This is a genomic window from Moorena bouillonii PNG, from assembly GCF_001942495.1.
GTDB classification, from domain to species: domain Bacteria; phylum Cyanobacteriota; class Cyanobacteriia; order Cyanobacteriales; family Coleofasciculaceae; genus Moorena; species Moorena bouillonii.
This window is the reverse complement of sequence record NZ_MKZS01000001.1, coordinates 1,171,910-1,186,051: the sequence shown is the minus strand read 5'-3', so window position 1 is coordinate 1,186,051 and position 14,142 is coordinate 1,171,910. Positions and strand designations below refer to the sequence as shown.

At 44.1% G+C, this 14,142-nt stretch carries 11 protein-coding genes and 3 pseudogenes; 8 read left to right on the top strand and 6 right to left on the bottom strand.

Features of this window, described 5'->3' with window-relative positions; all coding sequences use genetic code 11:
• Nucleotides 1-164: 164 nt before the first annotated feature.
• A complete protein-coding gene (locus BJP37_RS04875) occupies nucleotides 165-608 on the bottom strand; it encodes an Hsp20/alpha crystallin family protein (RefSeq protein ID WP_075896921.1) in 444 nt (147 codons plus the stop codon).
• A 127-nt stretch (nucleotides 609-735) separates the two neighbouring features.
• Nucleotides 736-897 carry a hypothetical protein gene (locus BJP37_RS38520; RefSeq protein WP_158069427.1) on the bottom strand — a complete coding sequence of 54 codons (162 nt, stop codon included), beginning with the start codon at nucleotides 895-897 and terminating at the stop codon, nucleotides 736-738.
• A gap of 169 nt (nucleotides 898-1,066) precedes the next feature.
• Here BJP37_RS38520 and BJP37_RS04865 point away from each other — a divergent pair, with 169 nt between their 5' ends.
• Nucleotides 1,067-1,255, top strand: a complete 189-nt coding sequence (locus BJP37_RS04865) for a hypothetical protein (protein ID WP_075896917.1) — start codon at nucleotides 1,067-1,069, stop codon at nucleotides 1,253-1,255.
• 295 nt (nucleotides 1,256-1,550) lie between these two features.
• Here BJP37_RS04865 and BJP37_RS04860 read toward each other — a convergent pair whose 3' ends face one another.
• Complete coding sequence (locus BJP37_RS04860; RefSeq protein WP_075896915.1) at nucleotides 1,551-2,453, bottom strand: hypothetical protein; 903 nt, start codon at nucleotides 2,451-2,453, stop codon at nucleotides 1,551-1,553.
• A 194-nt stretch (nucleotides 2,454-2,647) separates the two neighbouring features.
• Nucleotides 2,648-2,935, bottom strand: coding sequence for a hypothetical protein (locus BJP37_RS04855; protein WP_075896913.1), 288 nt, complete (start codon nucleotides 2,933-2,935; stop codon nucleotides 2,648-2,650).
• 127 nt (nucleotides 2,936-3,062) lie between these two features.
• Here BJP37_RS04855 and BJP37_RS38515 point away from each other — a divergent pair, with 127 nt between their 5' ends.
• Nucleotides 3,063-3,221: a hypothetical protein gene (locus tag BJP37_RS38515; RefSeq protein WP_158069426.1), complete on the top strand. Its 159-nt coding sequence runs from the start codon at nucleotides 3,063-3,065 to the stop codon at nucleotides 3,219-3,221.
• 53 nt (nucleotides 3,222-3,274) lie between these two features.
• Here BJP37_RS38515 and BJP37_RS04850 read toward each other — a convergent pair whose 3' ends face one another.
• Nucleotides 3,275-3,508 (bottom strand): hypothetical protein, encoded by a 234-nt coding sequence (locus BJP37_RS04850; RefSeq protein WP_075896911.1) that lies wholly within the window; start codon nucleotides 3,506-3,508, stop codon nucleotides 3,275-3,277.
• 62 nt (nucleotides 3,509-3,570) lie between these two features.
• On the opposite strand from BJP37_RS04850, the gene BJP37_RS38510 reads away from it, so the two are divergent.
• Together BJP37_RS38510 and BJP37_RS04845 are read left to right on the top strand one after the other, a co-directional pair.
• The gene (locus BJP37_RS38510; RefSeq protein WP_158069425.1) at nucleotides 3,571-3,720 is read left to right on the top strand and encodes a hypothetical protein; all 150 of its coding nucleotides are present in this window, start codon (nucleotides 3,571-3,573) and stop codon (nucleotides 3,718-3,720) included.
• Between the two features lie 236 nt (nucleotides 3,721-3,956).
• The gene (locus BJP37_RS04845) at nucleotides 3,957-6,281 is read left to right on the top strand and encodes a hybrid sensor histidine kinase/response regulator (RefSeq protein WP_081431451.1); all 2,325 of its coding nucleotides are present in this window, start codon (nucleotides 3,957-3,959) and stop codon (nucleotides 6,279-6,281) included.
• Here BJP37_RS04845 and BJP37_RS04840 read toward each other — a convergent pair.
• On the bottom strand, nucleotides 6,244-8,079 hold the full coding sequence (locus BJP37_RS04840) for a peroxidase family protein (RefSeq protein WP_075896909.1): 1,836 nt from the start codon (nucleotides 8,077-8,079) through the stop codon (nucleotides 6,244-6,246). The two genes, BJP37_RS04845 and BJP37_RS04840, sit on opposite strands and share 38 nt — an antisense overlap.
• 1,284 nt (nucleotides 8,080-9,363) lie before the next feature.
• On the opposite strand from BJP37_RS04840, the gene BJP37_RS04835 reads away from it, so the two are divergent.
• From BJP37_RS04835 to BJP37_RS35655, 4 genes and pseudogenes are all read left to right on the top strand, one after another.
• Entirely contained in the window at nucleotides 9,364-10,044 is a 681-nt protein-coding gene (locus BJP37_RS04835; RefSeq protein ID WP_075896907.1) for an N-acetylmannosamine-6-phosphate 2-epimerase, read from the top strand.
• A gap of 535 nt (nucleotides 10,045-10,579) precedes the next feature.
• Nucleotides 10,580-11,858 (top strand): annotated as a pseudogene (locus BJP37_RS04825) (RNA-guided endonuclease InsQ/TnpB family protein); the annotation flags it as partial.
• Nucleotides 11,859-12,419: 561 nt separating this feature from the next.
• Nucleotides 12,420-13,337, top strand: a pseudogene (locus BJP37_RS35660) (reverse transcriptase domain-containing protein); the annotation flags it as partial.
• A gap of 105 nt (nucleotides 13,338-13,442) precedes the next feature.
• Nucleotides 13,443-14,048, top strand: a pseudogene (locus tag BJP37_RS35655) (HNH endonuclease signature motif containing protein); the annotation flags it as partial.
• Nucleotides 14,049-14,142: the final 94 nt, after the last annotated feature.

Sequence of the window (14,142 nt, the reverse complement as noted above, 5' to 3'; positions counted from 1 at the left end):
TTATGCGCTGTCCCTGATTCAGCAAGCATTGTAGATCGGTTGTCACCCTTTAAGGTCACGATTTAGTCTAAACTCCAGTAGCTAACTAATTGTCCCAAGTCTAGTTAGCCAGCCACTGAACTAACCAGCCACTGAGCTAACCAGCTACTGAGCTAACCAGGGAGTTAGTTCAAGTTAACCTTGACAACTTTGTTTTTTTCCTCTTCAGCTTTGGGCAAGGTCAGATTCAAGATACCGTCTTTGTACTCAGCCTCAACTTTGGTATTTTGAACCCGAACCGGTAAAGGAATTACCCGCTGGAATTTACCATAACGGAATTCAGACCGCTTGACGCCTTTTTCGTCAGTATTGGTTTCCTCTTTCCGTTCTCCACTGATAGCAACAACAGTATCTGTGACTTCTACATTCAAGTCTTTGGCTTCCATTCCTGGAACTTCCAATTTCAGAGTGATAGCATCTTCAGTTTGGGTTAGTTCAGCAGCAGGAACATTTTTGAAATGACCAAACTCTCGCAAAGTAGTCGGCACAAAACTATTGTCAAATAGCTGGTCAATTTCCCGTTGTAGGGTGTTGATGTCTTTCCATGGGTTCCAACGAACTAGAGTCATAGCTCTTCCTCCAAGTTGTAATTGCTTAATAGATTCAGCCTGGTTTTATGGCCTGTGATTATTATGGTAGGACTTCAAACTAGCAGTTACAATTCGGTTTTTATCACTAACTTTATAGGGATTGCCGTTATGAATAAGTTGTGAAGAGGGAACAGGGAACAGGGAACAGGGAACAGGGAGCAGGGAGCAGGGAACAGGGAACAGGGAACAGGGAACAGGGAACAGGGAGCAGGGAGCAGGGAATAGTAAGAAAGAGATTCGAGGATTTTTTGGGGTTATCAGACAGCAATGCAACCTTTGGTTTTATAAACTATTTAGAAATGCTATAGTTAACGTTGATATAAATTACGGTAAACTGAATACAATTGGGTTCGGTAAACTCGAATTCAGTGGTCAGCTAATGCGCTACGCGCACGCTACGCGAACAGGTATCAGGTAAAGCAATTCAGTTAAGTCCGATGATGGAATCCACAGATTTTACCCATTCAGTCAGCTACCAAAAAGAATTGATTCTGAAATTACAAGCACTGCTGAAAAAAGAAATTGAAGGTAAAGCTCACTCTGAGCGCATTGAAGAATTATCTTCTGCAATTGAAAGTGCTACAGAGGCCCTCAACAACCTAACCCAGTATTTTAGAGAAACTTAACCTATACTTTTCTCGAGTAGACTCTAATAACTAGGTATTAATAACTGGGTATTAGGCGTTAACTACTAACTAACACCATTAACCTAACACTTAACTCCCAACACCTAACACCTAAGCCTCAACACTAAATAGACTGATTACTAGGGCAAAGGTCGAAGCGATGCAGCGCGGTCTTGGGGGTTACCCCCATGAGCGACTGCATCAAGACAATGATTTTTAGTCCTTGAACAGGTCAAGTCCTATTTCGGGTTGAGCTGCAAAGGCACCAATATTAGGAGTGATGCCCACAAATTGCTCAAATAAGCGAACGACTCTGGTCAAGATCAATCCCAGAACTAGGAAAACCTAGAGATGAAGTGAACAGAGATGGAGTGAACAGAGATGGAGTCTGGAAGGAACCAAGTAGGGAATCAATGGGATTGGTAATAGTACCAACGATGCCCTCAAGGAGATTGTCAGGTCCATCGGTAACATCATCCGGATTACTAATCGGGTTGTTGTTACCAGTGGTGACACCGGCGGCACCACTAACCTGATAATTATTGGTGTTAGGGTTACTTATGGTGCTGGAAACCATGGCTGTGCCATGGATACTGGAAATGCGATTCCCTAAATCCCCTGAGGTATTGTCACTAATGGTACTGGTAGCCGTGCTGCTACTGCTGACTATTACCACACCGCCACCAGAGTCGCCTGTTCCGTTAGCGTGGCCATTGGCCAAGGGATTGGGACTAATCCTATTAATAGCCGTCGCCCTGCTACTGACCTTGACGAGAGGGTCATCTGGGTCTACTGTTCGATGACTACTAATTTCAATCTTGGTGATATTCGCGGTTGTTCCATCTTGAGGCTGAATTTCGAGATCAAACACTTGGTCAATGTCATCAAAATCTATAATTCTTTGACTCTCTATAGGGGGCTTGACGTTAATCGGGCCATTGGTGATATCCAAATCACCAGTAGTAGCCAAATCTTCACCAGTTTCAAGGTCATCTAGGGGAGAAATCACTACAATCCCTTGACTAGTAGCACCAGTGTGGTCTTCTTGGTTTGGATTTGGTTGTAGATTGCAAAGGGAATCAAGCACAGAACAGCTATTGTTTATCATCGAGGTTTCTACTCGAACGTCAACAAAGAAATGAGATGGAGATTCCCTGATTGACTTTTTCCGGCTACCCAGGTCGAGTAGCCAGCACATTTTTCACTTTGTCAGTCTAAATTCTATCTAGGTGATCAAATTATTGCTCTCGAATGCAAGAAAAATTCACCTTTTCTGTTCGCGTAGCGGCTCGTACCGAGCATCGCGTAGCGTGGCCCAAAGGCCAATCACGACAGGGGGATGGTGCCCTTTATCCATCAATTTTCTGTTTACACTCCCAAACCGCTAGAGGTTTAATTCCCGGAGCGTCCATTACCGCTTTGATTTAATAAATATTCCCAAATCCGTCGTATTTCCTCTTGATTTTGGCGAATCTCTGCTTGACTTTGACGAATTTCCTCTTGACTTTGACGTTGATAGGTTGCCAAATCCGAAAACAATTTTAAGGTCTCATTCAGAGAAACTCGTAATTGAGTAATTTCTGCTTGATTTTGCTCGATGGTTTGAGAGTGACGATTAATGTATCGTGCTGCTGTCTCTAACAAGTTCTCTACTTGAGTTAATCTTTCTTCTGGTGTCATGTCTGATCACTTTGAATTTGAGAGATTTATCTATTAGATTCTTTTTTTTATCCTTATTTATGATATTAAACATTACTAAAAAATTAGGTAAGCATATGCGCTACAGATGGTGATAGCCGTAGGCTGAATGCTTACAAAATTAGTGCGTTCGCGTAGGGGCTCCATTCGCGTAGCGTGGCCCAAAGGCCAAGGAGCATCGGAAAGCGGTTCTTTACTGGCAGTGCCAGACGCTGCGCGAACGAAACATCGCGTTATAGTTTGGTGGGTTAATAACGCACCAAACTAGTCGGAAACTGCTAGAGGTTTAATTCCCTCCGTGGAACGGGCATCTTGCCCGTTTCATTCATTACCGCTTTGATTTAATAAATATTCCCAAATCCGTCGTATTTCCTCTTGATTTTGACGTTGATAGGTTGCTAACTCGGAAAACAATTTTAAGGTCTCATTGAGGGAAACTCGTAATTGAGTAATTTCTGCTTGATTTTGCTCGATGGTCTGAGAGTGGCGATTAATGTATCGTGCTGCTGTTTCTAACAAGTTCTCTACTTGAGTTAATCTTTCTTCTGGTGTCATGTCTGATCACTTTTAATCTGATCTATTTATCTATTGTATTTTAGTTTTACTCCTTATTACCGATGTTAAACATTACTAAAAAATTAGTGCGTTCGCGAAGCGGTTCGTTACTGGCAGTGCCAGACGCTGCGCGAACGGAACATCGCCATCTAGTTTGGTACTTTATTAACCAACCAAAGCAATTACTTCTACCCTCTCCCTGGGCGTGTTAACCACACTTACCATATTTATTTTTATCATATTTACCACGCTTACCACGCTTACCACGCTGCACGCAAAGCTAAAATGTGGTAAATTAGGGAAATACGTATGAGCAGGTCGACAAAAATCAACTACCATCAAAAAAGCTACTATCCACACCATTCAGGCAAGTTAGCCCACCAGGCAGCAGGTGTTATCGTTAATTCCACCTACAAAATTATTTAGTAATCCAAAATTCCTCAGAATTTTGCCCTTGGCTGTGTTCGAGCGTCTGAATCAGCGATTAGACGAGATGCAGTCAAGCTTGGGCGAAGAGGCAATACTCCTAAAGTCTGATATTTTGGTGAATCAGAAGGTGATTACTGAGGCTCAGAACCAAAGGTTTATCCTGATCGGATCAGAACAGTTCAGTTGTCTGCTGTGGGGGGAAGCCCAACCGGAGACCTTAACTGGGTATGACTCTCTGATGAGACTGTACCAAGTGGGATTGACATTCGCTCCGGATGCGATCGCAAACTTTCTTACCCATCTCAAGGACTCCTACCTAACCTCACCATTAGAAGTTGACACCTCTGAGGATATTCTCAACCTAATCAAGAGGGCTCAAGCCTCCCTCAAACCCAATAATCCAGCTATCCAGAGCGAATTTACCCTATCATTAATCGATATTCTGTGTGACTACAGCACCGATGTTCCACCATTAGCAGAGCCAGATTATCCCTATGCGTCCATTTGTCAACCCGTAGCAGAAGCACTGCACCAGCAGGTTGAGCAAGAGCGATTGCTCAATCAGGTGACCAGTCAAATCCGTCAAAGCCAAGAGTTACCGCTGATCCTGACCACAGCAGTTGAACGGGTACGACACTTTTTAGAAGTAGACCGATTAGTCATCTATCAATTTGACTTCCCTTACAGCTCTAGTCCCACAGCACTAGAGCCAGCACCTGCTGCTGCCACTGAATTAGGCTGGGGTTGTATTACCTACGAAGCTAAAGCCTCCGATGGTATCCCATCAGTGCTGAATGTGATTGAGCAGGAGGAATGTTTAACCCATGTACCGAACTCTACACATAAATATCAGCGAGGGTCAACGGTTGCTGTTGATGATGTTGATAAGAGCTATAATACCCATAATTGCTTACTTAAACTGTTGCATCGACATCAAGTACGAGCCAAGTTAGTCGCACCAATTATTGTCGAAAACAACCTGTGGGGACTACTAATTGCCCATCAGTGTTTCGAGCCAAGGCGATGGCAGGACAGTGAAAAAAACTTTCTCCAGGCAATTGCTGAACACCTAGCCGTTGCCATCTATCAAGCGAAGTTATACTCCCAAGTGCAGCAGCAAAACAACACCCTTGAACAACGGGTAATTGAGCGCACCCAAGCACTCCGGGATGCTTTGCAAGCTGCTCAAGCAGCCAATCTTGCTAAGAGTGAGTTTCTAGCTACCATGAGTCATGAATTGCGCACCCCTCTAACCTGCGTAATTGGGATGGCAGCTACACTCTTGCGCTGGTGTTTTGGTCAGGACAGTTCCCACAGATTACCTGTCGAAAAGCAACAGCGCTATTTAAAAACTATCCAGGACAATGGGCAACACCTGCTAGAACTGATCAACGATATTCTGGATTTGTCTCAGGTTGAAGCAGGAAAGTTAGTCCTGACTATCAGCAAATTTTCCTTAAGTAAGCTAGCCAATCAGGTATTGAGTAGCCTAAACGAACAAGCCTACCAACAGCAGGTGACTCTACAGCTAGATTGGCGAGTGCCACCAGAAAGGGACTGTTTTTCTGCAGACCAACGGCGGGTTACACAGATTTTGTTTAACCTTTTAAGTAATGGGATTAAATTTACCCCAGAGGGGGGTAAAGTAATCCTACGAGTCTGGCCAGAAAATCAGTTAGTAGTGTTTCAAGTGGAAGATACAGGCATTGGTATTGCCCAAGACCAGTTACCATTACTGTTTCAAAAGTTTCAGCAGCTAGAAACGCCCTACCGTCGCAAGTATGAAGGAACTGGCTTGGGGTTAGCCTTAACCAAACAGCTAATCGAACTCCATAGGGGCAAAATTGAGGTGGAATCGGTAGTGGGAGAGGGGTCTTGTTTTACAGTTTGGTTACCCACTCAACCCATGGCACCAGTTATTTCAGAAAAAGCCCTGCCAAAGTCCAACCTAACTCTCAAAGCTCAAGGCACTGTGGCCTTAGTGGAAAACCAAGAAGAGATTGCTACCCTAATTTGCGAAATTTTGACCGCAGCAGGCTATAAAGTAATTTGGTTGATTGATGCTTCCACTGCCATCAAACAAATTGCATTGCTTAAGCCCCAGACGATCATTATTGATTGGCAGTTACCGACCAGGGAGGGTTACGAAATGACTCAATGGCTGCGTCAATCCTCCACAACCGGTGGGGTAAAAATTCTGGCTTTAACAATTCCGACTGTGCCAAAGGTAGAGCAACAAGAGATGATGGAGGTAGTGGATGATTACTTATATAAACCGATAGAACCGATGGGATTATTGTACAGGGTTATGGCTTTGGTGGAAAGTTATAGCGCTGCGCTATAGCTGCTAAACCTAGGAGTGTAACTAAACCAAAAATGCTGCTAGGTTCCGGCACATCTTCTGGGACAACAAAAGCATTATCCTGGATTTTAGTAATCGTTGAGTTCCGGCGAATAATGTCCGAGAGGCGAGTGCTTTCTAGATCTGGAGCCAAGGCGAGCAGATGATCGAGATCGTTGAGGAAAAAGAATCGGTCACCATCTCGTGTCCGCGTGAACTGGTCTGAGATGACCGTATTGAATAGTTCACCGACCAAACCACCGTTGAAGGAGTCTTCAGATATTCCTCCAATCCAGAAATCCACATCCTCTACAGACTTGTAGATTTTTTCAAATAGAGCTGCTACTTCTGGGTTAGAAGTAATCCCAAGTTCGGTATCGGTGGTCAAGAAGGCAGTGACCGGATCCAGACCGAGTTCCACACGAGCATCATTGTAGCCGGGAAGCCCAACTTCTCTTCCCCGCTGAATATTGAGTGAAGCGAGGTCAAAGCCACCGTTGCCATTCGGGGCAACGAAGTTCCGCACCCCGTCCACTAACCGATTGTCAACCTCTTCAGCCTCCTGGGACGCTAAACCCAAAAACAGTGAATCGACTCCGTTATCAATCACTTCTTGGAGATTGAAGAAGGCATCGCGAAGGGAGATACTTCCGACAGAAGTGCCGTTATTGTCAATGCGTTGAAGCTCTTCGGAGAGAAGAGTGTGACCAACGCGGAAGTTAGCATTGGCAAATTCCTGACTGACACTTGGGTTAAATGTGGGATCGTAGCCAGAGTAATCATCCAAAAGGCTATCGCCAATTAACAGCGGTAGAAATTCATTGTATGTGATTACCTGAATCTGAGCGCCGACCACCTTACGAGCTGATTCGTAGATAAAGTCACCCTTATTAAGTCCTGACTGATCTAACTTTTCCAAAATGACCGGGTCGCCAGCCTTAATTTTTTCATCAAGTTCTTCAGCCAGACGATTGTGCTCTCGCACGAACAAAGTGTGAGCTGCAATTAAACCAATTTGTTCGTTGGCACGAATATCCCCAGCGATGAACAACTCTTCTGGTGCTAATGCTCCAGACCGGTTACTGTTGCCATTAGGTAATCCGGCAGTATTGAACGGCAGTAGCTCTTGGCCATTGATACTTTGGCTCTTGAGCTTTCCAGTACCATCATTAGTACGCAAAAATTCCGCCCGCACTTGATCAGATCCGTAAACCTGTGAACCATCAATAAAAGAAGTCAGCTGGTTGATCTGCTGGCGCGGATTGCCAATCCCAGTGCCAGTGCCTTCAGCTGCACGAACCCTAACAAAGGGTAGAAATGGCGCAAGTGGATCTGGCTGACCAGTGGCAATGTCAATAGGGTTAACTGGGATGGGGGTGAAATCCTCTGGTGGGCTATGTGACCCTCCCTCATTCAGATCCAAGTCGTGATCTATGAACTGCCCCCACTGCCAGATCCAGTCGCTGGCGTTGAGGAAATTAGGCACGGATTCAGTCTGGCGCACAATCGTATTGCTAATGTCACGGGGGTTAGGCAGAACATTGCCGGTCGAACCGGTTATTCTTGGTGCGTTGAAGCCATCCTCATAAGCAGGAGTTAGCAGCCGAAGCAGTTGTGTTTCCGCTTGACCCAATGTCGGATCATTTAGGTTGTTACCAAATCCGTTAATGGTACGAAATTCTCCTGCAGCAGCAGGCACAGACATGGAAAATCCTAGGGCAGCGAAAGTGGTTATTGCTAAACCAAGCTTACGAGGCTTGAAGTTTCTAACCACTTTTAAGTTAGATAAGTAATTTTTCATCAGGTTAGTACTTAGGTCAAGATTGCATTGTTCCCAACCACTAATGTGGTAGATGCAGTAAAATACTCTATCTCTTCTAAGAAGGTGTTTGAAAAGTAGCTACATGGTGTGGTAAAGGCAGGTAATTTACTTGAGTTATCCCCAATATTTACGGGTTTTACTCTAAAGTAAGTCTTCAAGTAATTCCCTCATTTATCGCCAGTAAATAATTTTGAAAACGGGCTATAAGAGCGATTAATTATTTATTTTAGCTACAGATTTTTTCCGTAATTACCCCATAGTCAAGATTAAAAATTACTGCTAATTGCCGCTAATTTTAAGATAGCTGGATTTCGGATATCTACCGCAAAAAAAAAATTTTTTTTACATAATCTTTAATTCTTTAATTAAAGATTATCTGGATAGATACGCAGGTAAGCATTCAGCTATCAGCCGTCAGCCGTCAGCTTATTTTATTCACAAGCACCATTAGTAGCCTAAGCTATGGGCATAAACTGTTCGGTGTAGCGTGGCCACAGACCTTTAGCTGTTCGGTGTAGCGTGGGCGTAGCCCATTAGCTGATACGCGACACGCTGATAGCTGACGGCTGAATGCTTACAGACGCACAATAAATCAATATCTTGTCAAGCCAATAAATCTTGATTGTAGATAAATATAGTGTAAGGATTTAGGTATAGGGGTTGACAAAAGCATAAAATTTAAAGTAGCCATTGATGAGTACAGCCACTCTACCTCTTTTGGCTGAGGAATCGCGCCAGTTTATCAACGAAAAACTGGTGGAAATTATGCTTGGGCAACAAAGCTGTATTAATCAGCTATAACTGGAAATATAAAGACTGAAATTAAGCATAAAATTAGAATCAATGACATTATAATTACCCTTGAAATGACCTGATAAAAAAAAGCGATAAAGTCAAAACACAACACATACAACTACCAAGCATATCTCCGTAAGAGTCCGTGGCGCTGGTAGATGGAGAGATGGGTAAATAGGGAGATCGGGAGATGGTAAGATTTTTATTAAGGGTAATTATCTGGAGGTAATATAATACAATAAACCCAGTGCTTAAACCAATTACTATATAACGGTTATTAGATTTATGAGCTACACATAATTTTTCCCCGATTCCCGATTCCCGATTCCCGATTCCCGATTCCCGATTCCCGATTCCCGATTCCCGATTCCCGATTCCCTAAAATCCAAAACTTCTGTAGCTTACCTATTTTAGAAATGCTGTGAAACCTCTATATATCGATCATCAGTTACTCTAACCACCAACAACATGGCAGCTAATTATCTCAATTCAATTCGTCATAGTCTAATTGTTTCTTGTCAGGCACCCCGTGACTCACCCCTGCACCACCCCCTAGTGATTGCCGCTATGGCACAAGCTTCGATAAATCAGGGGGCATCGGGTGTGCGTATTGATACACCTGACCATGTGGCAGCTGTCCGTAGTCAATGTCCCACTGCTCCAATTATTGGCTTGTGGAAGCAACAGTTACCGGAGTCTGAGGTTTATATTACTCCCCAGTTTCACCATGCTAAAGCGATCGCATCCGCTGGTGCTGATATTATTGCCATTGATGCCACCTTACGGGAACGTCCTGGAGGGGAAACAGTTCAAGATTTAATTAAGCAGATTCACGATACACTGGGTAAACCGGTGATGGCAGATGTGGATACCCTTGAGAGTGCGATCGCAGCACAAGCCGCCGGTGTGGATTTAGTTGGTACCACCCTCTATGGTTACACTGCTCAAACCAGCCATCTCTCTCCTCCCGGCTTTGGCCTACTCAGCCAGTTGGTGAAGCATTTAGATATCCCAGCCATTTGCGAAGGAGGTATTGCTACCCCCAAGATGGCTCAAACTGCGCTAGAATTGGGAGCCTATGCAGTTGTTGTCGGCACGGCCATTACTGGTATTGATTTGCAAGTTAAGGCTTTTCTAGAGTTATTATAACTAGGATTAACCCTATAATTTCCCTTGCTAGAAGCAGGAAATGGTCTGCTATCAAAACTTCCTGAAATTTGAGAACCCCCGTGCTTTAGCCGGGGTCAGAAGTTACCGCAAGAATAAGGCAGCCTTTATGGTTGGTCGGCTACTCGTCCCAGGGTTAAAACTTTGAGGCGCGACCCATGGCGAATTTAATTCGCCGTCGCGAAAGCGCGCCTCCATGATTAAGGCTGCCTTATTCTAAGGTACGGGCTCCGGGATGAAAAACAGAGACTGGAAATATCGGCGTCGTGTCCTCTATCTGGTTTCTAGCCCAGCGCTCTATGTATTCCCCCACGCTTGTCCCTGACTCCTTTGCGGACAATTGCAGCCATTTCCAAACAGTATCAGTAAGCATGATGCTGTGTGTCTTTTTTAATTCGTCATAATGAACGGGAATTCCCCTCATCCTTTTTTGGGATTTAGTCTGTTTTGTTGTTGACATATTTAGAACATCAATATATACTAAAATTAGGTTAGCAAAGAATGTCGATGGTATCAAGTGTATAGAACAATTCCAGTGAAAGCTAACTTCTTGGAAGAAGAGAAAGTGTTTTGGGAGTTTCAATGTCAACAGGCCAACAGCTTATTTAATTGTGCTGTATATTATGCCAAACAGAAACACTATAAATGGCTTGAAGAGCAAGAAGCTTTTACGAGTTACTGGCGTGAAGATGAATTGAGATGTGGTTGGAAAACCTATAAGTGTGCTACCAAATACCCTGAATTAGACAAAGCCTTGAAGATGTCGCCCCACTATAAAGGGATGGCAGCTCAGTCTGCTCAACAAACCCTGAAAACCGTCGGGGAAGCGATCGCTAGTTATAACAAACTGGTGGGACTGTACTATCAAGGAAAAGTAGACAGACCTAGATTCCCTCGTTACAGGAAGTCTGGAGGCTTTGCCTCTGTGACTTTTCCTAGCCAGGCTCTAACCTACAAAGAGGGATTGTTTCATCCTTCTGTTAGTAAGGAAAGCAAACCGGAACTGCTGACTCAAATAACCTTAGACCCTCCTGATTTCATAGATCCTGACTGGGTCAAAGAAGTGACAGTTCGCCCTTGTTACGGACAATTGTGGGTAGACTGGGTCATTGATGATGGAAAGCAACCAGTAACTGATAATCCAAATCTTGATTACTCTGACGCGATCGGGATAGACCACGGTGGCGATAACTGGCTAACCTGCGTTTCAACCTTGGGAAAAAGCTTCATTATTGACGGTCGAAAGCTCAAATCAATGAATCAAGGTTATTGTCGCCTTGTAGCTAAACACAAACACGGAAAGTCAATGAAGTACTGGGACTCCCATTTAGACAGAATTCAGTTGAAGCGAAATAATCAGATGCGGGATGCAATCAACAAAGCAGCTCGGTTTCTCGTGAATCGTTGTTTGAACGATGGGATAGGTAATCTGGTATTTGGCTGGAACGAAGGACACAAGAGTCGTTCCAATATGGGAAACAAAGGTAACCAACAGTTTGTAACCATTCCCACTAAACGGCTAATCGAACGGCTAAAGCAGCAATGTCGCTGAATATGGGATAAATCTGATTGTCACTGAAGAATCTTACACAAGTAAAGCGTCTTTCTTGGACGGCGATTCATTACCAAAACATGGTGCAAAACCCAACGGATGGATCCCTTCTGGCAAAAGAGTTAGGCGTGGTTTGTATAGGATTGCTTCCGGAAAGTTGATCAATGCCGATACTAACGGTGCTGCCAACATACTCAAAAAAGTAACCACACAGTCATTCGACCTGACTAAGGTGGGTAGGGGGTGCGGCTTGTTCTGAGTAGGAGCCTCTAGAAAATAGAGGGGTATGACTCAGGGAATTCGCGGGTAATAACCCGAATTCTAACTGTCTGTAAGATAGTGGTGGAAATCCACTCCATTAAGAGATATGTGAATCCTTATCTGGCCACACCGAGCAAGGCGACATCCTCGCAGAGTGACGCTGGCATCAGGGCGGAATCAGAGGTAAATCAGATGTGCCACACTGCCGCTAAAAGGGAGGCGACATGGGTAACAGTAGCAAAAGTCCTGAAAAAGTGTCTAATCACCAAGCCGCAATCTGACTAGTACATGCGAGACTTGATTTCCTCATTCTCACAGCGCTTTCCCCTAGGTAGCTGTAATCTCTGAGAAGGAAATAGGCAAATTGGACTGCCCTAAATCGTCATAACAATCTAACAGACGGAACAAGTAAAAACGACAGCAATATAGGTCTGGGGACAGGTCGGTATCTCAGTAAGTCATGTCAGACTTAATCCCTACTGTCGGGTAGGATGTGCTCTTAAACTGGGCACGGGTATCCAGAATACATGAACTAATGGAGAGTATGGGTAGACGCATGTCAAATAGATATAGCGACCTATGGAAAGGTCAAAAGTGGAAGAAACTTCGCCAAAACCTTTTCCGCCTACAAAAGAGAGTGTATAAAGCGGTTCGAGACGGTGACTTGAAGAAGGCGCGGTCTCTACAGAAACTGATTCTGAAATCCCGTTCAGCGCAGCTTTTGGCCGTCCGTCAAGTAACACAACTAAATAAAGGGAAAAAGACGGCTGGAGTTGACGGCCTGTCAAGCCTCAACTACAGACAGCGCAATGAACTGGTAGAAACATTGAACGATTATGCATCTGACTGGAAACATAATCGACTACGTGAAATCCCTATCCCAAAAAAGAATGGGAAAGTAAGAATGTTGAAAATACCAACCATCGCTGATAGAGCCTGGCAATGTCTAGTGAAATTCGCCCTCGAACCAGCCCATGAGGCTACATTCAGTGCCGATAGCTACGGATTCAGGACAGGCAGATGCGCACAAGATGCACAAAAGCGTCTGTTTCTCCATCTAAGGTCAAGCAATAAAGGCATTTATAAGCGAATCATAGAACTAGACATCAAAAAGTGCTTTGACCGTATTTCACATACCTCCATAATGAAAAGAGTGATTGCCCCGGCAGCCATAAAAATGGGAATATTCCGATGCCTAAAAGCCGGAGTAGACCCAGAGTTTCCGGAGCAAGGCACTCCTCAGGGGGGTGTAATGAGTCCCTTACTAGCCAACATTGCACTTGACGGAATAGAGGAAATACACCCTAGTCTGCGTTACGCAGATGATATGGTAATAATCTTGAAACCAAAAGATAACGCCACGAAGATACTCGAATCTATCAAAGCATTCTTGGCAGAGCGTGGGATGGAAATCAGTGAGGAAAAGACCAAACTGACTAAAACGACAGACGGATTTGACTTCCTATGAAGTTACCGTAAGAAGAAAGAAGCCTTTACAGGCGACAGACTATGCAAAAAAGGGTTAAAAATTATTAATTAAGGCTTCTTTCTTCTAAGGTTTCGTCTCCTGGGGTGGAACTTCCGCGTTCAGAAAAACGGAAAATTCCGGTCAATTCCCTCAGAGGAAAACCACCGCAATATCCGAAAGAAGATTAAAGCCGTAGTCAACAACTCGAATTATGGCGCTGAAGTAAAAGCCAAAAAGTTAGCCCCTATAGTGCGAGGTTGGAAAAACTACCACAACAGCTGCGATATGAGCAGCACACGAGACTCCTTATGGTTTATGCGCAAAACCGCCAACCGTAAATTCCGAAAAGAAAAGAAGGTGAATCGGTATAAAGCAAATAAACTATGCGAGAAAGGATTCCCAAAGGTAGGATACAAACAAAACCAGCACGTCAATGTAAAAGGGACTAAGTCACCCTACGATGGTGACCTAGTATATTGGAGTAACCGTAACTCTAGGTTATATTCTGATGCTACCTCTACAGCCTTGAAAAAGCAACGCCAATCCTGTGGACACTGTGGATTGAAGTTTTTAGAAGACGAATCTGTACACCTTCATCATACCGATGGAAACCACGACAATTGGAAATCTAAGAACTTACTAGCAGTACATCGAAGCTGCCACCAACAGATACATTGGAGCACTCCGAAAGGGAAGGATATCTAGGAGCCACGTGAGACGAAAGTTTCATGCGTGGTTCTGAAGGAGAGGGTGCGATTCGTTAGCTAGAAACCTTTACCCTACAAGGGTTTTGGGGGAT